15 protein-coding genes and 2 pseudogenes are annotated in these 21,964 nt (G+C 69.1%); 7 read left to right on the forward strand and 10 right to left on the reverse strand.

From position 1 onward, the window contains the following. The first annotated feature begins 246 nt into the window (after positions 1–246). Positions 247–2,685, forward strand: coding sequence for a TonB-dependent receptor plug domain-containing protein (locus H570_RS0111070; protein ID WP_027080792.1), 2,439 nt, complete (start codon positions 247–249; stop codon positions 2,683–2,685). Between the two features lie 179 nt (positions 2,686–2,864). After that, complete coding sequence (ybaL, locus tag H570_RS0111075; RefSeq protein WP_027080793.1) at positions 2,865–4,571, forward strand: YbaL family putative K(+) efflux transporter; 1,707 nt, start codon at positions 2,865–2,867, stop codon at positions 4,569–4,571. A 22-nt stretch (positions 4,572–4,593) separates the two neighbouring features. Here ybaL and clpB read toward each other — a convergent pair whose 3' ends face one another. The 6 genes from clpB to rluD all read right to left on the reverse strand — a co-directional run bounded on the left by clpB (position 4,594) and on the right by rluD (position 10,824). Continuing rightward, entirely contained in the window at positions 4,594–7,179 is a 2,586-nt protein-coding gene (clpB, locus tag H570_RS0111080; protein WP_027080794.1) for an ATP-dependent chaperone ClpB, read from the reverse strand. Positions 7,180–7,436: 257 nt separating this feature from the next. Then, on the reverse strand, positions 7,437–7,973 hold the full coding sequence (gloA, locus tag H570_RS0111085; RefSeq protein ID WP_036136002.1) for a lactoylglutathione lyase: 537 nt from the start codon (positions 7,971–7,973) through the stop codon (positions 7,437–7,439). A gap of 140 nt (positions 7,974–8,113) precedes the next feature. Further along, the gene (locus H570_RS19135) at positions 8,114–8,539 is read right to left on the reverse strand and encodes a thiol-disulfide oxidoreductase DCC family protein (protein ID WP_027080796.1); all 426 of its coding nucleotides are present in this window, start codon (positions 8,537–8,539) and stop codon (positions 8,114–8,116) included. Beyond that, a complete protein-coding gene (locus H570_RS19140; protein ID WP_036136005.1) occupies positions 8,517–9,056 on the reverse strand; it encodes a DUF4166 domain-containing protein in 540 nt (179 codons plus the stop codon). Before H570_RS19140 ends, H570_RS19135 begins: the two co-directional genes overlap by 23 nt. Beyond that, entirely contained in the window at positions 9,053–9,829 is a 777-nt protein-coding gene (pgeF, locus tag H570_RS0111100) for a peptidoglycan editing factor PgeF (protein WP_051176323.1), read from the reverse strand. The genes H570_RS19140 and pgeF overlap by 4 nt, the downstream gene beginning before the upstream one ends. Beyond that, the gene (rluD, locus tag H570_RS0111105) at positions 9,826–10,824 is read right to left on the reverse strand and encodes a 23S rRNA pseudouridine(1911/1915/1917) synthase RluD (protein WP_027080799.1); all 999 of its coding nucleotides are present in this window, start codon (positions 10,822–10,824) and stop codon (positions 9,826–9,828) included. Before rluD ends, pgeF begins: the two co-directional genes overlap by 4 nt. A gap of 91 nt (positions 10,825–10,915) precedes the next feature. Here rluD and H570_RS0111110 point away from each other — a divergent pair, with 91 nt between their 5' ends. Beyond that, on the forward strand, positions 10,916–11,797 hold the full coding sequence (locus H570_RS0111110; RefSeq protein WP_027080800.1) for an outer membrane protein assembly factor BamD: 882 nt from the start codon (positions 10,916–10,918) through the stop codon (positions 11,795–11,797). A 117-nt stretch (positions 11,798–11,914) separates the two neighbouring features. On the opposite strand, the gene H570_RS0111115 is transcribed toward H570_RS0111110, so the two are convergent. The 4 genes from H570_RS0111115 to sucC form a co-directional block, all read right to left on the reverse strand. After that, on the reverse strand, positions 11,915–13,567 hold the full coding sequence (locus H570_RS0111115) for an NAD+ synthase (RefSeq protein WP_027080801.1): 1,653 nt from the start codon (positions 13,565–13,567) through the stop codon (positions 11,915–11,917). Between the two features lie 16 nt (positions 13,568–13,583). Then, positions 13,584–13,961, reverse strand: a complete 378-nt coding sequence (locus tag H570_RS0111120) for an endonuclease domain-containing protein (protein ID WP_027080802.1) — start codon at positions 13,959–13,961, stop codon at positions 13,584–13,586. Between the two features lie 299 nt (positions 13,962–14,260). Then, positions 14,261–15,136 (reverse strand): succinate--CoA ligase subunit alpha, encoded by an 876-nt coding sequence (sucD, locus tag H570_RS0111125; RefSeq protein ID WP_027080803.1) that lies wholly within the window; start codon positions 15,134–15,136, stop codon positions 14,261–14,263. 100 nt (positions 15,137–15,236) lie between these two features. Then, on the reverse strand, positions 15,237–16,403 hold the full coding sequence (gene sucC, locus H570_RS0111130) for an ADP-forming succinate--CoA ligase subunit beta (protein WP_027080804.1): 1,167 nt from the start codon (positions 16,401–16,403) through the stop codon (positions 15,237–15,239). Positions 16,404–16,691: 288 nt separating this feature from the next. Here sucC and H570_RS0111135 point away from each other — a divergent pair, with 288 nt between their 5' ends. From H570_RS0111135 to H570_RS19640, 4 genes and pseudogenes are all read left to right on the forward strand, one after another. Beyond that, positions 16,692–18,311 (forward strand): sensor histidine kinase, encoded by a 1,620-nt coding sequence (locus tag H570_RS0111135; protein WP_027080805.1) that lies wholly within the window; start codon positions 16,692–16,694, stop codon positions 18,309–18,311. A gap of 735 nt (positions 18,312–19,046) precedes the next feature. Further along, entirely contained in the window at positions 19,047–20,471 is a 1,425-nt protein-coding gene (locus H570_RS0111140; RefSeq protein ID WP_036136008.1) for a sigma-54-dependent transcriptional regulator, read from the forward strand. A 726-nt stretch (positions 20,472–21,197) separates the two neighbouring features. After that, positions 21,198–21,300, forward strand: a pseudogene (locus H570_RS19635) (prepilin-type N-terminal cleavage/methylation domain-containing protein); the annotation flags it as partial. Between the two features lie 449 nt (positions 21,301–21,749). After that, positions 21,750–21,852 (forward strand): annotated as a pseudogene (locus H570_RS19640) (prepilin-type N-terminal cleavage/methylation domain-containing protein); the annotation flags it as partial. Between the last annotated feature and the right edge of the window lie 112 nt (positions 21,853–21,964).

Consider the following 21,964-nt stretch of genomic DNA (forward strand, 5'->3'; position numbering starts at 1 on the left):
AAGGGAACCGGATTGCTGCGCCCGGCTGGCAACCTTGCAAGGCGCGATCGCACTCCTGCGAGCCCGATACGCTCGCGACCGATCCTGCTGCCACAGGTGTTCATCAGATGCCCCGGGCGATGGCGGCGGCGCGGGCGCTTCATCGTTGCGCTGATGGAAATATCGCTTCATGCGGATGCAGCGATTGCAGCTGCGCGGCGGCCGTGCTACACCGGACTTCCCTGAACGCCGTGCAAGGAATCCCCCGTGACCCATCGCCCCGCTCCGACCACCCTCGCGCTCGCCCTGCTGGCCGCCATCGCCAGCGCTCCCGCGCTTGCCCAGGACGCCGCGCCGGACGCCGCCGCGCCATCGAAGGCCAAGGCCAGCACGCTGGACACCGTGATCGTCACCGGCACCCGGGTCAGCGACCGCACCGTGGCCGAATCGCAGTCGCCGATCGACATCATCACGCCCGAGGCGCTGCAGGCCACCGGCACCACCGAGCTGGCCACCGCGCTGGCGCGCGTGCTGCCGTCGCTGAACTTCCCGCGCCCGGCGGTGACCGACGGCACCAGCGCGATCCGCCCGGCGCAGCTGCGCGGCCTGTCGCCCGACCAGGTGCTGGTGCTGGTCAACGGCAAGCGCCGCCACGTCTCGGCGCTGCTCAATGTCAACGGCAGCATCGGCCGCGGTTCGTCGGCGGTGGACCTCAACGCGATCCCGGTCGCGGCCATTGCGCGCGTCGAAGTGCTGCGCGACGGCGCCTCGGCGCAGTACGGCTCCGACGCCATCGCCGGCGTGGTCAACGTCGTGCTCAAGGGCAGCGAGACCGGCGGCAGCATCGCCGTGGACGCGGGCCAGTATTCGGCCGGCGACGGCAGGCAATACCAGCTTTCCGGCAACACCGGATTGCGCTTCGCCGACGACCGCGGCTTCGTCCACGTCGCCGGGCAGGCCGGCAGCCAGGACGAGACCAACCGCGCCGGCCCGTTCCAGCCGTTCACGCCCGCCACCCTGCCCGACCAGGGCAACAATCCGGGCCTGGGCGAGGTGGCCTACATCTACGGCGACCCGCAGGTGGACTCGGCCGCGGTCTCGGCCAATGCCGGATTCGACTTCAGCGACAACCTCAGCGCCTACGCCACCGCGATCGCCAGCAACCGCGACATCATCTCGTACGCCTTCAACCGCTCGAAAAACCACAGCGGCCAGGGCGCGCTGCTGGCGCAGTTCTATCCGGACGGCTACGTGCCGGAGATCGCGATGCTGTCGCAGGACCGCTCGCTCGTCGCGGGCCTCAAGGGCGGCAACGATGCCGGCTGGACCTGGGACGTGAGCTACAACTACGGCTACAACCACATCGGCTTCCGGACGCAGAACACGATCAACTACAGCCTCGGCACCGCCAGCCCGACCAGCTTCTACGACGGCGCGCTGGAGTACACCCAGAACGTGGTCAACGCCGACGTGACCAAGACCCTGGACTGGGGCCTGGCGTACCCGGCCACGCTGTCGTTCGGTGCCGAATACCGGCGCGAGAAGTGGAACCAGTCGCCCGGCGAGCCCGACTCCTACAACGGCGGCGGCGCGCAGGGCTTCCAGGGCTTCACGCCGAGCAACTCGGGCCACTTCGACCGCGACAGCTACGCCGTCTACGCGGGACTCGAGGCCGATTTCACCGACAAGTTCTCCGCCGGCATCGCCGGGCGCTACGAGGACTACAGCGATTTCGGCAGTGAAACCTCCGGCAAGCTGTCGGCACGCTACGCCTTCAGCGACGCGGTGGCGCTGCGCGGCACGGTGGCCAGCGGCTTCCGCGCGCCGTCGCTGTCGCAGCAGCACTACCAGGTAGTGACCTCGAACTACAACGGCGCGCTGGACCGCTTCTTCGACTCGGGCACCTTCCCCGCCACCAGTCCCGCCGCGCGCGCGCTGGGCGCCGAACCGCTGCAGGCCGAGACTTCGCTGTCCTACAGCCTGGGCCTGGTGCTGCAGCCGCTCGACCGGCTGTACGTCACGATCGACGCCTACCAGATCGAGGTCGACGACCGAATCGTGCTGTCGTCCAACCTGCTGGTCGGTACCAACCCGGCCGCGCAACAGCTGCTCCAGGACCTCGGCATCACGGGCGTCACCGCGCTGCGCTACTTCAACAACGCCATCGACACCCGCACCCGCGGCATCGACGTGGTCGGCAGCTACGACGTCGAACTGGAGAGCAGCAAGCTCACCTTGACCGCCGGCTACAACTACAACAAGACCGACATCACCCGCATCGCGCCCAACCCGGCCGTGCTCAACCAGTTGGGCGCCACGTTCTGGCGCGTGGGCCGCGACGAGCAGGGCCGGATCGAGGAAGGCTTCCCGCGCGACAAGGTCACGCTGGGCGCGAACTGGAACCTCGATCGCTGGAGCTTCAACGCGGGCGCGACCCGCTACGGCGACTTCACGACCCGCGTGAGCGAGAGCGGCAACCCGGCCCTCGACCAGACCTACGGCGCGATGTGGACGGTCGACGCCTCGGCCAGCTTCAAGCCCAGCGATCGCTGGACGCTGACCCTGGGCGCCGACAACCTGCTCGACCAGTACCCCGACCGCACCATCGCGGCCAACGCCAACCACAACCAGTTCCCGTACAGCAGCCAGTCGCCGAGCGGGTTCAACGGTGCCTACGTGTACGGCAGGGTCGCCTACACCTGGTAACACCGTCGCGGCACCACACCCCGTAGGAGCGGCCCACGCCCCGCGAGCTTTTCGCGAAATGCCGGGGTACGAAAAGCTCGCGGCCATGGGCCGCTCCTGCGTGACGCCCGCATCCGGAGCGCATTGCATCGACCGTGCCCGCCGGTCACTATCGTTTCCCGTTCCCCGCCGGATCCGCGATGCCGCATCACACTTCGCTGATCGCCATCCTGTGCGTCGGCTTCGTGCTCGCCTTCGTGCTGGGCATGGCTGCGCAGCGACTGCGGCTGTCACCGCTGGTGGGATACCTGGTCGCCGGGATCGTCGCCGGCCCGTTCACCCCCGGCTTCGTCGGCGACCAGTCGCTGGCGCCGCAGCTGGCCGAGATCGGCGTGATCCTGCTGATGTTCGGCGTCGGCCTGCATTTCTCGCTCAAGGACCTGATGGCGGTCAGGTACATCGCCATCCCCGGCGCAATCGTGCAGATCGCCGTCGCCACCGGGCTCGGCTGGGGGTTGTCGGCGCTGCTCGGCTGGCCGACGCTGCACGGCATCATCTTCGGCTTCTCGCTGGCCACCGCCAGCACCGTGGTGCTGCTGCGCGCGATGGAGGAGCGGCGCCTGCTCGAATCGCGGCGCGGGCGCATCGCCGTGGGCTGGCTGATCGTCGAGGACTTGGCCTGCGTGCTGGCACTGGTGCTGATGCCGGTGGCCGCCAGCGTGGCCAACAGCGGCGACGCGGTCACCTTCGGCACGATCCTGGCGAAGGTGCTGGCCACGCTGGTGCAGGTGGCGCTGTTCGTCACGGTCATGCTGGTGTTCGGGCGCCGCGTCATCCCGTGGCTGCTCGAGCGCACCGCGGGCACCGGTTCGCGCGAACTGTTCACGCTGGCGGTGCTGTCGATCGCGCTGGGGGTGGCATTCGGGTCGGCCGAGCTGTTCGGGGTCTCGCTGGCGCTGGGCGCGTTCTTCGCCGGCATGCTGCTCAACGAGTCCGAGCTCAGCCACAAGGCCGCGCAGGACTCACTGCCGATGCGCGACGCGTTCGCGGTGCTGTTCTTCGTCTCCGTCGGCATGCTGTTCGACCCGCACATCCTGGTCGAACAGCCGCTGCTGGTGCTGGCCACCGCGTCCATCATCATCTTCGGCAAGTCCGCGGCGGCCTACGTGATCGTGCGCGCGTTCGGGCATCCCAACAGCACCGCGTTGACGATCTCGGCGAGCCTGGCGCAGATCGGCGAGTTCGCCTTCATCATCGCCGGCCTGGGCGTGACGCTTGGGATCATGCCGAAGGCCGCGCAGGACCTGGTGCTGGCCGGCGCGCTGATCTCGATCATGCTCAACCCGCTGCTGTTCGGCGTGCTCGACCGCTGGCAAGCCAGGCAGGATGCGCGAGAGCAGGAGCAGCAGTCGCGCGATGCCGCCGCGATCCTGGCCGAGGACGCGGCCGCCCACCACGTGCCCGACAGCATCACCGACCACACCATCGTCGTCGGCTACGGCCGCGTCGGCAGCCAGCTCGCCGCGCTGCTGCAGGCACGCGGCGTGCCGGTGGTGGTGGTCGAGGACGATGCCGACAGCGTGGCGCACGCGCGCGACGCCGGTTTTCCGGCGGTGCGCGGCAACATCGCCGCCGAGCGGGTGATGCATGAAGCCGCGCCCGGACGCGCGAAACTGGTGGTGTTCGCGATCGCGCAGGCGCTGGAGGCCGGCGAGGCGATCGCCCGTCTCAAGGCACTCAACCCCGCGATCACCGTGCTGGCGCGCGCGCACAGCGATGCCGAGGTCAGGCACCTGCTCGAACGCGGCGCCGACGGCGCGCTGCTGGCCGAGCGCGAGCTGGCCTATTCGCTTGCGGAAATGGTGATGTCCACGCCGCCATACCGGCCCGCGCGCGCGGCAGGCTGACCGGCCGCGCGGCCGCCGCGCATCAGCCCTTCGCGAACACCAGCGCCCCGCCCTCCGCGTCCACCTTCACCGTGTCGCCGTTGCCGAACTCGCCGGCGAGGATCTTCGTCGCCAGCGGGTTCTCCAGCTGCTGCTGGATCGCCCGCTTGAGCGGCCGTGCGCCGTAGACCGGATCGAAACCGACGTTGCCGAGAAGTTCGAACGCCTTGTCTGAAACCTCGATGCGGATCCCGCGTTCGCCCAGGCGCTTTTCCAGGCCGCGCATCTGGATCCGCGCAATCGACTTGATCTGCGCCTTGTCCAGCGGATGGAACACGACGATGTCGTCGAGGCGGTTGATGAACTCGGGGCGGAAGTGCGACTGCACCACGCCCATCACCGCGGCCTTCATCTGCACGTAGGCCTCGGGTGAGTCGTCGCCGTTGAGCTCCTGGATCATCTGCGAGCCCAGGTTGGACGTCATCACGATCACGGTATTGCGGAAATCCACGGTGCGCCCCTGCCCGTCGGTCAGGCGGCCGTCGTCAAGCACCTGCAGCAGGATGTTGAACACGTCCGCATGCGCCTTCTCCACTTCGTCGAGCAGGATCACGCTGTACGGGCGCCGGCGCACGGCCTCGGTGAGGTAGCCGCCTTCCTCGTAACCGACGTAGCCCGGGGGGGCGCCGATCAGCCGCGCCACCGAATGCTTCTCCATGAACTCGCTCATGTCGATGCGGATCATCGCGTCCGCGCTGTCGAACAGGAACTCCGCCAGTGCCTTGCACAGCTCGGTCTTGCCCACGCCGGTCGGGCCGAGGAACAGGAACGAACCGCTCGGGCGGTTGGGATCGCTCAGGCCCGCGCGCGAGCGGCGCACGGCGTCGGACACGACCCTGACCGCCTCGTCCTGGCCGACCACGCGTGCGTGCAGCACCTCTTCCATCTTCAGCAGCTTCTCGCGCTCGCCCTCGAGCATCTTGCTGACCGGGATGCCGGTCCAGCGCGCGACGACCTCGGCGATCTCCTCGGCGGTGACCTTGTCCTGCAGCAGGGTGAAGCCCTGGGTCTCGGCCTCCTGCGCGGCCTTGAGCTGCTTCTCCAGCTCCGGCAGGCGGCCGTACTGGATCTCGCTCATCGCGGCAAAGTCCTGGCGGCGCTGCGCGGATTCGAGTTCGAGCTTGGCCGCCTCGATCTGCTCCTTGACCTTCGTTGCGCCCTGCAAGGTGGCCTTCTCGGCCTTCCACACTTCCTCCAGGTCGTTGTACTCGCGTTCGAGCACTTCGATCTCGGCCTCAAGGTCGGCCAGGCGCTGTTTCGATTCGGCGTCCTTCTCCTTCTTCAGCGCCTCGCGCTGGATCTTGAGCTGGATCAGCCGCCGCTCCTTGCGGTCGAGTTCCTCCGGCTTGGAGTCGATCTCCATGCGGATGCGCGAGGCGGCCTCGTCCATCAGGTCGATGGCCTTGTCCGGCAGCTGGCGGTCGGCGATGTAGCGGTGCGAAAGCGTGGCCGCGGCGACGATCGCCGGGTCGGTGATCTCCACGCCGTGGTGCACCGCGTAGCGCTCCTTCAATCCGCGCAGGATCGCGATGGTGTCCTCCACGCTCGGCTCGCCCACGAACACCTTCTGGAAGCGGCGCTCGAGCGCGGCGTCCTTCTCGACGTACTTGCGGTATTCGTCGAGCGTGGTCGCGCCGATGCAGTGCAGCTCGCCGCGCGCCAGTGCCGGCTTGAGCATGTTGCCCGCGTCCATCGAGCCTTCGGCCTTGCCGGCGCCGACCATCGTGTGCAGCTCGTCGATGAACAGGATGATCTGGCCTTCGTTCTTGGCCAGGTCGTTGAGCACCGCCTTCAGGCGCTCCTCGAACTCGCCGCGGAACTTGGCCCCGGCGATCAGCGCGCCCATGTCCAGCGACAGCACGCGCTTGCCGCGCAGGCCCTCGGGCACCTCGTTGTTGACGATGCGCTGGGCGAGGCCTTCGACGATCGCGGTCTTGCCCACGCCCGGCTCGCCGATCAGCACCGGATTGTTCTTGGTCCGGCGCTGCAGCACCTGGATGGTGCGGCGGATCTCCTCGTCGCGGCCGATCACCGGGTCGAGCTTGCCCTTCTCGCTGCGCGCGGTGAGGTCGATGGTGTATTTCTCCAGCGCCTGGCGCGCGTCTTCGGCGTTCTCGTCCTGGACCTTCTCACCGCCGCGCATGTTGTCGATCGCCGCTTCGAGCTTCGCCTTGTCCGCACCGGCGGCCTTGAGCGCACGGCCCGCCTCGCCCCTGTCGTCGAGCGCGGCGAGCACGAACAGCTCCGAAGCGATGAACGCGTCGCCGCGCTGCTGGGCCAGCTTGTCGGTGACGTTGAGCAGGCGCGACAGGTCGTTGCCGACCGAAATGCTGCCGTCCTGTCCCGACACCTTCGGCAGCCTGTCCAGCGCCTCGGCCAGCCGCTCGCGCAGCACCGGCACGTTGACGCCGGCCTGTGCGAGCAGCGGGCGCGTGCCGCCGCCGGACTGGTCGAGCAGCGCCAGCAGCAGGTGGGCGGGTTCGATCAGGTTGTGGTCGCGGCCCACGGCCAGCGACTGCGCGTCGGCCAGCGCCTGCTGGAAACGCGAGGTGAGTTTGTCCATGCGCATCTGGGAAGGCCCTCGGGATCAGGATGGCCGGCAGCGCCGGCAATGCCCATGAAATAGGGTTGACCGCGATGGTTTCAAGATCTTGTGAGACGTCGGTCGGGGCCGCGCTCCCGACGCTTTCAATGATCGTCGGGACGCAGGTCGGGCCTACGCGCCCGACGCCCGCGTCGCCAGGCATCAGGTTCGGTCCAATCGCTGGAAGCCGTCGGGGGCTTTGCCCCGACCTACACGATCATGGGCTGATATGCCATGGCGACTCAGTTCTCCAGCGGCGTCGGCTGGATGAGCTCGATCCAGTAGCCGTCCGGATCCCGGATGAAGGCGATGTCGCGCATGCTGCCGTCGCCGAGCCTTTTCTGGAACGGCACGCCCAGCGCCTCCAGCCGCACGCAGGCGGCGCGCACGTCCGGCACGCTCACGCAGATGTGGCCGAAGCCGCGCGGCTCGCTGTTGCCGTCGTGGTAGACCGGGCCAGGCTGCGATTCGGTGCCGTGGTTGTGGGTCAGTTCGAGCACGCCGCGCTGGCGCGCCAGCCACTGCCGCCGCGCTTCGTCGCCGTCGGGCAGGTCGTCGAGCTCGGCGAGCACCAGGAAGTACAGCGAGAACTTCGCCTGCTCGAAATCCACCTTGCGCGCCAGCGCGAAGCCGAGCACGCGGGTGTAGAAATCCAGCGATGCCCGAGGATCGCGCACGCGCAGCATGGTGTGGTTGAAGATGAAGCCGGCGGTGGCGGCGTCGCGGATCGGGGCGACGCCGGGAACATCGGCGAGTCCGGCGCGGGTCTGGATGGTCATGGCGGATCTCGTGGGTCGAGGGTCCAGTGTCGATGCGGGAGGGTCACGGGGATGTCGCGGAACCCCAAAGACCACGCAGGAGCGCCCCATGGGCGCGATGGGACATCACGGGTAGAGCCCATCGCGCCCATGGGGCGCTCCTACAGGAATCGGTCGCGTTCCGTCGCCGATGGCAGGTGGCACGCGTCGCGCCTGCCGAACCAGCGATAGCGGTTGCGCGCCAGCCGGCGATACAACGAATCGCGCAGCCGGCGCGGCACCATGCGCAGCAGGCGCGCGCCGCGCCAGGCGCCGCCGAGCCGCGCCAGCACCGCGATGATCGCGTCGCTGTCGGTACGCGCGCCGGACGCGTCGAGCAGCAGGAACGACATCGGATCGTCCGGATCGAGCCCGTGCGCATCGAGCAACCCCCGTCCCGCCTCGCCCTGCATCGCCGCGAAGCGGAACTGCCGCGCGCGATCGTGGCGCAGCAGGAAGCCGACCCAGCCGCTGCACAGCACGCAGACGCCGTCGAACACCACGATGGCGCCGCCGGCTGCCGGCTCAGGCGGGGTCGACGGCTTCAAGCCAGCCCTCGTAGTGGATCAGTTGCCCGCACAGCGGCAGCGCGGCCTCGACCTGGAAGGTGTAACGCCCTGCATGCTCGCCTTCGCGGCAATACACGCGGTCGAACAGCGACGCCGGCAGCGGCAGCACGCCCAGCAGGCGCACCCCGCCAACCCGCCACCAGAGCGCGTCGTCCTGCACGTGCAGCGCGAAACGGAAGCGCAGCGGGCCGAGCCGCTCGACCAGCATCCTGCCCTCGCGGTGCAGGCGCGACTGCATCGGCTGGCCGCCGAAATCGCGGTGCCACGTCTCGCTGGCAGGACGCGCGTCGAAGGTGACGGCGGTGGCGACATCCTCGCGTGCCGCCGGCAGGCGGGCGACCCTCGCGCACAGCCGCCCCAGCGGATTGCGGCCGCGCACGATCGTCGCCCGGCCGGCATAGGTGGCCCTGCCGCGGACGTCGTGCAGCGCGCGCACCGCCGGCGGCAGCGAGTAGAACGAAGCTCCGAGCAGCCCCTGGAACAGGGTCGGCGTCATGTCATCCAGGCCAGGGTCGCGATGCGGCCGCTGCGGCCGTCGCGGCGATGGGAGAAGAAGCGCCGCGGCTCGGAAATCGTGCACAGGCCGCCGCCGTGGACCGCGGCCACGCCGGCATCGGCCAGCCGCAGGCGCGCCAGCGCGTACAGGTCGACGCGCCAGTGGCCGGGACGCGTTGCCGCGAATGCGGCTTCGGCCCGCCGGTCGCGCGAGGTAAACGCCTCGAATACCTCTTCGCCGATTTCGTAGGCGCCCGGTCCGGCCGCCGGGCCGAGCCAGGCGACGAGATCGGCGGGTGCCGTGCGCATCGCCGTGACCGTTGCCTCGAGCACGCCGGCAGCCAGACCGCGCCAGCCGGCGTGCGCCACGCCCAGCTCGCTGCCGTCGCGGGCGGCGAACGCCACCGGCAGGCAGTCGGCTGTGAGGATCGCGAGCACGACACCCGGCGTCGAAGTCACCGCGGCGTCGGCCTCGGGCTCGTCGGCCGTCGACGCTTCGAATCGCAGCACCCGCGTCCCGTGCACCTGCCGCAGCCAGCATGGCGGCGACGGCAGTCCGGCACGCTCGTCCAGTTCGGCACGGTTGCGCGCGACCACGCCGGGATCGTCACCATCGGCGGCACGCGCGTTGCCGAGGTTGAAACTGTCGAACGGCGGCTGCGAGCGGCCGGCGCCGAATCGCTGCGTGGTGAAGGCGTGCACGCTGGGCGGTGCATCCCAGTCGGCGTCCAGCGCGAATATCGCGCTGTCGCTTGGGTGCCCGCGCCCGCTCAACGCCGCCCCGTCCCCGCCTGCGCCGCGCTGTCCTCGCGCAGCAGGCGCATCAGTTCGAGCATGTCCGCAGGCACTGGCGCGCTGCAGCGCAGCGGCTCGCCGCCGAGCGGATGGATGAATTCCAGGGTTTCGGCATGCAGCGCCTGGCGCCTGAACCCGCGCAGCGCGGCGATCAGCTCTTCCGAGGCCCCGCGCGGCAGCCGAAGCGACCCGCCGTACAGCGGATCGCCGAGGATCGGATGCTTCAGGTGCGCCATGTGCACGCGGATCTGGTGGGTGCGGCCGGTTTCCAGCCGGCACTCCAGCGCGGTGTGCGCGCGGAAGCGCTCGCGCAGGCGGTAATGGGTGACCGCATCGCGGCCGTCGTCGCGCACCGCCATGCGCAGACGGTCGCGCGGATGGCGGTCGATGGCCGCATGCGCCGTGCCGCCGCTGACCAGTGCGCCGACCACGATCGCCAGGTACTGCCGGTGCACGGCGCGCGCCGAGAGCTGCTCGACCAGCGCGGCGTGCGCTTGCAGCGTGCGCGCCACCACCATCACCCCGGAGGTGTCCTTGTCGAGCCGGTGCACGATGCCCGCGCGCGGCAGGGCCGCCAGCGCCGGGTCGCGGAACAGCAGCGCATTGACCAGGGTGCCGTCGGGATTGCCCGCGCCGGGATGCACCACCAGCCCGGCCGGCTTGTCGATCACGAAGACGTCGGCGTCCTCGTGCAGGATCGTGAGCGGGAGATCCTGCGGCTCGGCCTCGGTCTGGGTATCCAGCACCACCGCCAGGGTTACCTCCTCGCCGCCGCGGACCGGATCGCGCGGGCGCACGCGCGCGCCGTCAAGCAGGGCGTCGCCGGCCTTGATCCATTCGGCCAGGCGCGAGCGCGAGAATTCGGGGAACAGGCCCGCGAGCACGGCGTCGAAGCGGCGGCCGGCGTCGGCCTCCGGCACGCGGGCGCTGCGCTGTTCGGGCTGGGCGCGCTCGGGCGCTGGGGAACTGGGCATGGGGACGGTATCGGTTCAGGCGCGGACCGCGATGGCCATCACGGGCTGTTATTATCCGCCCTTCGTGCCTCCCGCGACCAATCGGTTTCCCATGACCCCACGCCAGCCCGCTTCGCGCCACGTCCGCAATGTCTTGCTCCTGTTGCTGCTGGTGCTGTTCACGGCCTCGGGCTGCGCTCGCGTGAAGGGCCTGTTCAAGAAGGACAAGGATGCCCTCGAGGGACAGCCGGTCGAGGAGATCTACACCAAGGGCCAGAAGCAGATGCATGGCGGCAACTGGAACGGCGCCGTGGCCACCTACAAGCGGCTGGTCGCGCAGTACCCGTATGGCGCCTACACCGAGCAGGCGCTGATCGAAACCGCCTACGCCCAGTACAAGAGCGGCAACAACGAAGAAGCGATTTCGTCGATCGACCGCTTCATCCGCACCTACCCCACCCACCGCAACATCGCCTACATGTACTACCTGCGCGGGCTGGTGAACTCCAACCGCGACACGGTGTTCCTGCAGAAGGTGTGGAAGCTCGACGCCAGCCGTCGCGACCTGGCCACGCCGATGCAGGGCTACAACGACTTCAACACCGTCACCACCCGCTATCCCAACAGCCGCTACGCCGCCGACGCGCGCCAGCGCATGGTGGCGCTGCGCAACCTGTTCTCCCGCCACGACATGGAGGTCGCGCTGTACTACCTGCGCCGCGGCGCCAACGTCAGCGCGGTGGAGCGCGCCAAGTACCTGCTCGAAACCTATCCGCAGAGCGAGTACCAGAACGACGCCGTCGCCCTGCTGGCCGAGGCCTACACCCGGCTGGGCAACGACACGCTGGCCGCCGACGCCAAACGCGTGCTGCAGCAGAACGACCCGCAGCACCCATACCTGACCGGCCACTGGCCGGACTACCCGTGGACGATCCGCAAGCTCAACCCGTTCGCGGGCGAGAAGTCGGCGCTGGACAACGACAAGAAGAAGTAGGCGCCCGCCGCGCCGCCGGGAAAAAGCCGCCTCCGGGCGGCTTTTTTCGCAGGAGCGCCCCACGGGCGCGATGGCCTGCGCCGCGCTAACATCGCGCCCATGGGGCGCTCGTGCGGGTTAGCCACCGTATCCGTTGCTGATCGGATAGCGCCGTTCGCGCCCGAACGCCCGCCGCGAGACCTTCGGCCCGGGTGCGGCCTGGTGGCGCTTCCACTCGCTGGTGCGCACCAGCCGCAGCACGCGGTCAACGGTGGCGGCGTCGAACCCGGCAGCCACGATCTCGTCGCGCGCCTGCTCCTGGTCGACGTGGCGCAGCAGGATCGCGTCGAGCACGTCGTAGGGCGGCAGCGAATCCTGGTCGAGCTGGTTGTCGCGCAGCTCCGCCGACGGCGGCCGCGCGATCACCGCCGGCGGGATCACCGGCGCCCCGGCCACCGCGTTGCGCCACTTCGACACCGCGAACACCTCGGTCTTGTACAGGTCCTTGATCGGCGCATAGCCGCCGCACATGTCGCCGTAGATCGTCGCGTAGCCGACCGCGTACTCGCTCTTGTTGCCGGTGGTCAGCAGCAGCCCGCCGAACTTGTTGGACAGCGCCATCATCAGCGCGCCGCGGATACGCGACTGCAGGTTCTCCTCGGTGGTGTCGACCGGGCGGCCTGCGAACACGTCGCCCAGCGCATCGAGGAACCCCTGGAACGGCTTCTCGATCGGCAGTGCCAGCAGTTCCACGCCCAGCGCGTCGCACTGCTCCTGCGCCAGGTCGTTGGACAGCCCGGCGGTGTAGCGCGAGGGCATCCGCACCGCAGTGACGTTCTCCGCGCCCAGCGCATCCACCGCGATCGCCAGCACCAGCGAGGAATCGATGCCGCCCGACAGCCCCAGCCAGGCCTTGTTGAAGCCGTTCTTGCGGCAGTAGTCGCGGGTGCCCAGCACGATCGCGCGCCACGCCAGCGCCTCGCGCCCCTCGTCTTCCTCGACCGGCCAGGCGACCGGGGTGAATGCACCGGTCGCGGCGTCGAAATCCGCAACCAGCCAGTGCTCCTCGAACGCGCGCGCGGCCGGATGCACGTGGCCGCTGGCGTCGGCCAGCAGCGAGGCACCGTCGAAGACCAGCCCGTCCTGCCCGCCAACGGCGTTGAGGTAGGCCAGCCCCACCGCGCCCCCGCCCGCCTGCGTTTCACGCGTGCGCGCCTCCAGCAGCGCATCGCGCTGGGCATGCTTGTCGCGCTCGAACGGCGATGCGTTGGGCACCAGCACCAGTCGCGCGCCAGCCGCGACAGTCTGCGCCAGCGGCTCCGGGAACCACAGGTCCTCGCAGATCAGCAGCCCGACGGCGACGCCGTCGACGTCGACCACGCAGGGGCCGCCATCGGGATCGACATCGAAATGGCGACGCTCGTCGAACACCGCGTAATTGGGCAGCTCGCGCTTGCGGCAGGTGGTTTCCACCGCCCCCTCGCGCAGCACGCTCACCGCGTTGTAGACCACGCTGCCGGCCGACTGCGGCCAGCCCACCATCGCCACGATCCCGTCCACGCCGGCCGCAATGCGCAGCAGCGCCGCCTCGCAGTCGACCAGGAACTGCGGCCGCGCCAGCAGGTCCTCCGGCGGATAGCCGCTGAGCGCAAGCTCCGGGAACAGCACCACGTCGGCCCGATGCAGGTCGCGCGCCTCGACGATCATCGCCGCGATGCGCTCGGCGTTGCGGGCGATGGCGCCGACCGGGAAGTCGAACTGGGCGAGGGCGATGCGGAGGCGGGCGGTCATTGTGTTGGTCGTTCCGTTAGCCCCTCTCCCGCCTGCGGGAGAGGGGTTGGGGTGAGGGCGGGCCTTCAAGCGCGTCGAAGATCACGGAGAGCACCGTGTCCTGTTGCACGAAGACATCATTGTTCCAGAAACGCAGGATGCGGTAACCGGCGATTTCGAGACGGCGGGTTCGCACGGCGTCCCTGGCCGCGTGGTGCTGCCCTCGATCAAGCTCCACCACGAGCCGGCACGCCGGGCAGGCGAAATCGACGATGTAGGGGCCGATCGGATACTGGCGCCGGAACTTGCAGCCCATGAATGCGCGATTGCGCAGGTGGTGCCAGATCGCGCGCTCGGCATCGGTCATGGTCCGGCGGAGGTGGCGGGCGAAGCCGGTCCTGTGTCCGTTGCGCATCCTTGCGCTTCCTTGTGGTTTTCGACCGATCGAGTCTGGCGCGCGGGGAGACGGGGATGTCTGCAGGGAAAAGCCGCGCCCTCAACCCAACCCCTCTCCCGCTGCGCAGGAGAGGGCTACGGCAGAGGCACGCCGCACAAGCTTCCCCACCTACGCAGGCAGCCCCTCTCCTGCGCAGCGGGAGAGGGACGCGCGAAGCGCCGGGAGAGGGTCCGCTTTTCCGCTCCCGCGTCTTGCTCGCCCACGAAAAAGGCCGCCCGGAGGCGGCCTTTTTCTTGCGCTGCATGCTGACCGATGTCTCAGCCGGCCAGCCGCTTGGCAATCGCCGCGCCCAGGTCGCCCGGTGACTTCACCGTGGTCACGCCCGCCTTCTCCAGCGCGGCGAACTTGCCCTCGGCCGTGCCCGCGCCGCCCGAGGCGATCGCGCCGGCGTGGCCCATGCGCTTGCCCTTCGGCGCGCTGGCGCCGGCGATGAAGCCGACCACCGGCTTGGTCACGTGTTCGGCGATGAACTCGGCCGCTTCTTCCTCGGCGCTGCCGCCGATCTCGCCGACCATGATGATGCCTTCGGTCTGGGCGTCGTCCTGGAACAGCTTCAGGCAGTCGATGAAGTTCAGGCCGTTGATCGGGTCGCCGCCGATGCCGATGACCGTCGACTGGCCCAGGCCGGCGTCGGTGGTCTGCTTGACCGCTTCGTAGGTCAGCGTGCCCGAGCGCGAGACGATCGCGATCTTGCCCGGCTTGTGGATGTGGCCCGGCATGATGCCGATCTTGCACTCGCCGGGGGTGATGATGCCCGGGCAGTTGGGGCCGACCAGCACGACGTCGTCGTAGCCCTTCAGCGTGTTCTTGACCCGCAGCATGTCCAGCACCGGGATGCCCTCGGTGATGCAGACGATGACCTTGATGCCGGCGTCGGCCGCCTCGAGGATCGCGTCGGCGGCAAACGGCGGCGGCACGTAGATCACCGAGGCGTTGGCGCCGGTGTCGGCAACCGCTTCGGCAACGGTGTTGAACACCGGCAGGCCGAGGTGCTCGGTGCCGCCCTTGCCGGGGGTCACGCCGCCGACGACCTTGGTGCCGTAGTCGAGCATCTGCTCGGCGTGGAAGGTGCCCTGGGTGCCGGTGAAGCCCTGGACGATGACCTTGGTGTGCTTGTTGACCAGAACGCTCATTGAAAATCCTTCGATGACTTGCGTAGGAGCGCCCCGTGGGCGCGATGCCTTTGTTGTTTCGACGCCCTGCGGATCGCGCCCATGGGGCGCTCCTACAGGATCAGGCGGCCTTGGCCGCCGCCACCGCCTTCTTCGCACCGTCGTTGATGTCGTCGGCCGGCGTGATCGCCAGGCCGCTGGACTTCAGCAGCGCCTTGCCTTCCTCGACGTTGGTGCCTTCCAGGCGCACGATCACCGGCACCTTGACGTCCACTTCCTTGACAGCGGCGATGATGCCCTCGGCGATCATGTCGCAGCGCACGATGCCGCCGAAGATGTTGACGAAGATGGCCTTCACTTCATCGGACGACAGGATCAGCTTGAACGCCTCGGTCACGCGCTCCTTGGTGGCGCCGCCGCCGACGTCGAGGAAGTTGGCCGGCTCGCCGCCTTCCAGCTTGATCACGTCCATCGTCGCCATCGCCAGGCCCGCGCCGTTGACCATGCAGCCGATGTTGCCGTCCATGGTCACGTAGTTCAGGTCGTACTGGCTGGCCTTCACCTCGGTCTCGTCTTCCTGGCGGATGTCGCGCATCGCGGCCAGGTCCGGGTGGCGGAAGGTGGCGTTGTCGTCGGAATTGACCTTGCCGTCGAGCACGGCGAGGTCGCCGGACTTCAGGATCGCCAGCGGGTTGAGCTCCACCAGCGCCAGGTCCTTCTCGTTGAACAGCTTGTACAGGCCCAGCATGATCTTGCTGAGCTGGCCGACCTGCTTGGCGGTCAGGCCCAGGGCGAAGCCCAGGTCGCGGGTCTGGTAGGGCTGCAGGCCCTGGACGAAGTTGACGTTGAGGGTCTGGATCGCGTCCGGGTTCTCCTCGGCGGTCTTCTCGATCTCGACGCCGCCGTCGCTGGAGGCGATGAAGGTCACCGACTGGGTGCCGCGGTCGACCAGCACCGACAGGTACAGCTCCTTGGCGATGTCGGTGGCCTGGGTGACCAGCACCGAATCGATCGGCAGCGCGACGCCGGCCGACTGGTAGGTTTCCATCCTGTGGCCGAGCATGCCCTTGGCGTACTCGCGCACCTCGTCCAGCGTGCGGGCGAGCTTGACGCCGCCGGCCTTGCCGCGGCCGCCGGCGTGGATCTGCGCCTTGACCACCCAGAAATCGCCGCCGATCGCCTTCGCGGCGTCGACCGCCTCTTCCGGCGTGCGCGCGACGCGCCCGGCCGGGACTGCAATGCCGTAATCGGCAAACAACTGCTTCGCCTGGTATTCGTGGAAATTCATGTGGGGTCCATGCGTGGGAAGACAGGCCGGCCGGTGGCCGGACCGCGGGCGGCCGTCGCTGCCGGATGGGCAGCCTCGGGGCGCAGGCGGGCCCGCCATTCTCGCCGATGCGGCCGCCGCGGGCAAAACCGGCCTTGGCTGGAGGCTCCGTAGGAGCGCCCCATGGGCGCGATGGCGTTACCCGGCAAGGCCATCGCGCCCATGGGGCGCTCCTACAGGTCGCGCGGAATCGGCGCTGCTGCGGACGCCCCCTATACTCGACCGGAATCGCCGGATGGACCACCCGCCTTGACGCGCACGCCCCGCCGCCCCGATGCCGCCGAAGACGCGCTGCGCCGCGAGCTGTACCTGTTCGCGCTGTACCGCACGCTCGAGGCCTCGCTGCTGGCGCTGATCGTGTTCAGCCCCTTCGGCGGCCTGGTCAGCGAGCCGCGCGACCGGTTCCTGGCCGTGACGGTCGCCATCGCCTACCTGCCGATGGCGCTGGCCCTGCTGCTGGCTTCGCGCCGCGACCATTCCTCGCTCGCCTGGCAGGCCTGCGTCGGTGTCGGCGTCGACATCCTCGTGGCCGCCCTGATCACCCACGCCATCCCGGGCGCCGCGCCGGGCGTGGCGATGATGCTGCTGTTCAACGTCGGCGCCGCGGCGCTGCTGGTCCCGCTGCCGCTGGCGATGGCCACGGCCGCCGCCGCCGCCGCCGCGGTGGTGGGCGAGTACCTGTGGAACTCCCTCGCCGGCGCGCCCAGCGAGCGCCCGCTCGCCGAAGTGCTGATGTTCTCGGTGAGCTTCTTCGCCATGGCCACGGTCAGCAACCTGCTCGGGCGGCAGATGCGCGAATCCCACGCCGTGGCCGACCTGCGCACCGCCGAAGCCGCCAACCTCAACGAGGTCAACGGCCTGATCATCCGCCGCATGCGCATCGGCGTGCTGCTGGTCGACGGCGGCGGCTTCGTGCGCCTGGCCAACGAGGCCGCGCTGATGCTGCTGGGCGACATCGACCTCGCCGTCGAAGGCAAGCCGCGCAACCTGCGCGACATCGCGCCCCAGCTCGCCACCCGGCTGCACGACTGGCGCAAGAACGACGTCACCAGCGACGTCCCCATCCAGCTCGGCACCGAGGAACAGGTCGAAGTGCTGCCCCGCTTCGCCCGCCTGCTGGTCGACGGCGAGACCACGCTGGTGTTCCTCGACGACACCTCGCTGGTCTCGCGCCGCGCCGAGTCGCTGACCCTGGCCGCGATGGGCCGCTTCTCGGCCAGCCTCGCCCACGAGATCCGCAACCCGCTGGCGGCGATCAGCTACGCCACCCAGCTGCTGGAAGAATCGAACAACCTCGACGACGGCGACCGCCGCCTGCTGCAGATCGTCCACCAGCAGTGCATGCGCACCAACGGCATCGTCGAAAGCGTGCTCGGCCTGGCCCGGCGCGAGCGCGCCCAGCCCGAGAACATCGACCTGGTGGCCTTCGTGCGCCGCTTCCTCGACGAATACCTGGAGACGATCCCGCCGGACCTGGACGACATCAAGTTCAGCCACGGCATCGCCTCGCTGCCGGTGCTGGTCGACCCGCGCCACCTGCAGCAGGTGCTCACCGTGCTGCTGCAGAACTCGCTGCGCTACGGCCGCATGCCCGGGCAGCCGGCGCGGGTGATCCTGCGGGTGGAAAAGCGCGGCGACAGCCCGGTGATCGAAGTGCTCGACCGCGGCCCCGGCATCCCCGACGCGGTGGTGGCGCAGCTGTTCCGCCCGTTCTTCACCACTTCCGAGCACGGCACCGGCCTGGGCCTGTACATCGCCCGCGAACTGTCCCGCGCCAACGGCGCCAACCTCGAATACATCGCCGTCCCCGCCGGCGGCGCCTGCTTCCGCCTCACCCTGCCGGGACCGGATGCGCTGCCGCCAGCGTAGGTCGGGCCTGTGCGCCCGACGACACACGATGTGGAGCGGAACGTCGGGGGCGTAGCCCCGACCTACGGCGCGCGTCAGATGCGGCAGGCTTTCGTGGGGAGCGGCTCCAGCGGATTCCGCCCACCCTGCCCGGGCCGGATGCACTGCCGCCGGCGCAGGTCGGGCCTGTGCGCCCGACACCACCGGATCCACGCCCATCCCGCAATTCCCGACCAGCCAGCCCTTCTCCCGCTTGCGGGAGAAGGTGGCGCGCAGCGCCGGATGAGGGCGCGAGCGCAGCGAGCCCGCATCAACGCCTTGCGCGAGGAACAAACGCGCGCTTCGCTGCGCTCGCGCCCCTCATCCGCCCTCCGGTCACCTTCTCCCGTACACGGGAGAAGGGCTGGCCCCCCTGCCCTGCGTCCGGCATGGCCACGCCTCGTACGCAAAGCGAACCCCAGCTCCCCGCCCGAGAAAAAATCCCGTCGCCAGCCGCCCCGCCAGCCGTGACAATGCCCCATCCGGCATTCCGCCCGCCTCGCATGCCTTCCTGGTTCCGCATCCGCGACACGACACTTCGCCCTCGCCCCCAGCGCTTCGCCGCACGGCAGCCACGCCCACCCCGCGTACCGGCAAAAACCCGAAACCGCACTGCAGCACGCTCCATTTGTGTCCTGAGTTCCCTGCAATGCGCGTAAAAGGCTTAAAATTGACCCACTTGGTCACCCGGCCAGTCCCCCAGCAAGGTTCCCGTGCATGAGCGAGACGCGCAGCGCCCTGATCGTCGATGACGAACACGATATCCGCGAGCTGCTGGTCCTCACCCTGGGCCGCATGGGCCTGCGCACGGACACCGCGCCCACGCTCGCCGCCGCGCGCGAGATGCTGGCCACCGTCTCCTACGACCTGTGCCTCACCGACATGCGCCTGCCCGACGGCTCCGGGCTGGAACTGATCAGCGACATCTCCACTCGCTTCCCCAACACGCCGGTGGCGATGATCACCGCCTTCGGCAACGTCGAGGCCGCGGTGGAAGCGCTCAAGGCCGGCGCCTTCGACTTCGTCGCAAAACCGCTCGACATCAACGTCCTGCGCGGCCTGGTGCGGCAGGCGCTGGAACTCAACACCAAGCGCCAGGCCCAGCCCGAGGAAGCCAGCCGCCTGCTCGGCAATTCCGAACCGATGGTGGGCCTGCGCGCCACCATCGCCAAGGTCGCCCGCAGCCAGGCGCCGGTGCACATCAGCGGCGAGTCCGGCACCGGCAAGGAACTGGTCGCCCGCACCATCCACGCCCAGGGCGCGCGCGCCGGCGGGCCGTTCGTGCCGGTCAACTGCGGCGCGATCCCGTCGGAGCTGATGGAAAGCGAATTCTTCGGCCACAAGAAGGGCAGCTTCACCGGCGCCCACGCCGACAAGCCCGGCCTGTTTCAGGCCGCAGACGGCGGCACCCTGTTCCTCGACGAGGTGGCCGAGCTGCCGCTGTCGATGCAGGTCAAGCTGCTGCGCGCGATCCAGGAAAAGAACATCCGCCCGGTCGGCGCCTCGATCGAGGTCCCGGTGGACGTGCGCATCCTCTCGGCCACCCACAAGGACCTGGCCACGCTGGTCAACGACGGCCGCTTCCGCCACGACCTGTACTACCGCATCAACGTCATCGAACTCGACGTGCCGCCGCTGCGCGAACGCACCGGCGACCTGCCGCTGCTGTCCGACGCCATCCTCCAGCGCCTCGCCCAGGCGATGAAGCGCGCCACGCCCAAGCTGTCGGCCGATGCCCTGGCCGCGCTCGACGCCTACCCCTTCCCGGGCAACGTGCGCGAACTGGAAAACATCCTCGAACGCGCCCTGGCCCTGGCCGACGGCGACGCCATCCACGCCGACGACCTGCGCCTGCCGGTGCAGCAGGGCGTGACCCCGGCCGCGGTCGCGTCCGCTTTCGTAAGCGCCAACGCCGCGGCCGCCAGCAACCCCGGCGCCGCTGCCGCGCCGCCCGATCCGCGCAGCCTCGGCCCGCGCGAAACCGCCAGCAGCGCCCTGCCCTCGTACATCGAGGAAATCGAACGCGCCGCCATCCAGCAGGCCCTGCAGGAAAACCGCTACAACAAGACCAAGGCCGCCGCCGCCCTGGGCATCACCTTCCGCGCGCTGCGCTACAAGCTCAAGAAGCTCGGCATCGACTGAGCCGCCCCAGGGCGCAACCACATCGCACCGCAGGCCGGGGCTACACCCCCGACGCCCCTCCCCACCAACACGACGCCCGTAGGAGCGCCCCATGGGCGCGATGAAGCCTGACCGGTAACGCCCCATCGCGCCCATGGGGCGCTCCTACCGCGCAGGCCTGGGCCACGCCCCGACCCACGGCAAGCCCAATCACAAATCGCGCAAACCCGGCATCAAACACCAGATGCAACTCTCAACGGCGAGCCACCATGCCAGTCAACCCGCACCAAAGCCGTGACCTGGAACGCACGCGTGTGCTGTACGCCGTCGGCGCAATGACCGCTGCCCACATATGCCCTGCCCCGGATGACGCGATGCGTCCACGAATCCCCGACACGGATACGAACCGCCCCCAGCGACAGGCTTTGCCTGCCGCACCTCGTCGCAGCGAAAGAAAAACCGCATTGCGATGGAAATCACAGATCAGCCGAAGCAGCGAGACAAAAGTGACAACAAACGTCACCACATCTCCGAAAACAGACGCTCCGCGTCACCTTCTGCTGCGCCGTGCCAGCGCCAATCCGTGAGCCCGATTGCAGATCGGAGCATGGGAATTCCTCTGGGCCGCATTGGCACGCGATGTGCGTATATTTCCCTGCACGTGCGGTGTCGCACGGCTGCCGAAGGACCGAAGCAGTTGGGGCCACACGGCACGTGAAGTATCAAACCACTCCTAGGGGATACACCATGAAGAACAACCAGCAAGGCTTCACCCTGATCGAACTGATGATCGTTGTCGCGATCATCGCCATCCTGGCCGCCATCGCGCTGCCGGCGTACAACAACTACCGCATCAAGTCGGCCGAAAATGCCTGCATGGGCGAGGCCAAGGCGTTCATGAATTCGTGGGTTGCCGCCGCCAAGAGCGGTTTCACCGTGCCCACCTACGCTGCCGGCGCCTGCGTATCCAACGATGTCGCGCCTGTTATTGCCAACGCCGAGGCAACCACGGTGACCTACGCCGCGACGTTCACCACCAAGGATCCTGGCGTGCGTGATCCGCGCTGCTCCGAGCAGACCGCGACCTGCACCTGGCAGTAATCGTCGATCCCATGCATTGCCCGCAAACCCCGCTTCGGCGGGGTTTGTTTTTTGAGCTTTGCGACCTCGGAGCCGACGCATCGCTGCAGGCCAACGAAACCCTGCACGCGGTCACACAACCGGCAGGAAGTGCGCCAACGCCTCGAGTCTTGGCGCGCTCCTTGCGTGACATATGGCTGCAAACAGGGGGAAAACGCCATGGTCCGCAGAGCGCGCGGCTTTACACTCATCGAACTGATGATCGTGGTAGCGATCATCGCCATCCTGGCCGCGATCGCGCTGCCGGCCTACAGCAACTACCGGATCCGCGCCGCGGAGACCGCCTGCCTGTCCGAGGCGAAGGCCTACGCCAACGACGCCCTCGTCCAGCTCTACCAGGAAGAAACGCCCGCCGCGCCAACGCTTGGCGCGTG

Source organism: Luteimonas mephitis DSM 12574 (genome assembly GCF_000422305.1).
Taxonomy (GTDB): Bacteria; Pseudomonadota; Gammaproteobacteria; order Xanthomonadales; family Xanthomonadaceae; genus Luteimonas; species Luteimonas mephitis.

Bases quoted from the DNA above. Each gene is read 5' to 3' on its own strand.
- H570_RS0111115 (WP_027080801.1), bottom strand. From the start codon at position 13,567: ATGACCGCCCGCCTCCGCATCGCCCTCGCCCAGTTCGACTTCCCGGTC.
- H570_RS0111140 (WP_036136008.1), top strand. From the start codon at position 19,047: ATGAGCGAGACGCGCAGCGCCCTGATCGTCGATGACGAACACGATATC.
- gloA (WP_036136002.1), bottom strand. From the start codon at position 7,973: ATGACCATCCAGACCCGCGCCGGACTCGCCGATGTTCCCGGCGTCGCC.
- ybaL (WP_027080793.1), top strand. From the start codon at position 2,865: ATGCCGCATCACACTTCGCTGATCGCCATCCTGTGCGTCGGCTTCGTG.
- H570_RS0111110 (WP_027080800.1), top strand. From the start codon at position 10,916: ATGACCCCACGCCAGCCCGCTTCGCGCCACGTCCGCAATGTCTTGCTC.
- rluD (WP_027080799.1), bottom strand. From the start codon at position 10,824: ATGCCCAGTTCCCCAGCGCCCGAGCGCGCCCAGCCCGAACAGCGCAGC.
- sucD (WP_027080803.1), bottom strand. From the start codon at position 15,136: ATGAGCGTTCTGGTCAACAAGCACACCAAGGTCATCGTCCAGGGCTTC.
- H570_RS19140 (WP_036136005.1), bottom strand. From the start codon at position 9,056: ATGACGCCGACCCTGTTCCAGGGGCTGCTCGGAGCTTCGTTCTACTCG.
- H570_RS0111120 (WP_027080802.1), bottom strand. From the start codon at position 13,961: ATGCGCAACGGACACAGGACCGGCTTCGCCCGCCACCTCCGCCGGACC.
- sucC (WP_027080804.1), bottom strand. From the start codon at position 16,403: ATGAATTTCCACGAATACCAGGCGAAGCAGTTGTTTGCCGATTACGGC.
- clpB (WP_027080794.1), bottom strand. From the start codon at position 7,179: ATGCGCATGGACAAACTCACCTCGCGTTTCCAGCAGGCGCTGGCCGAC.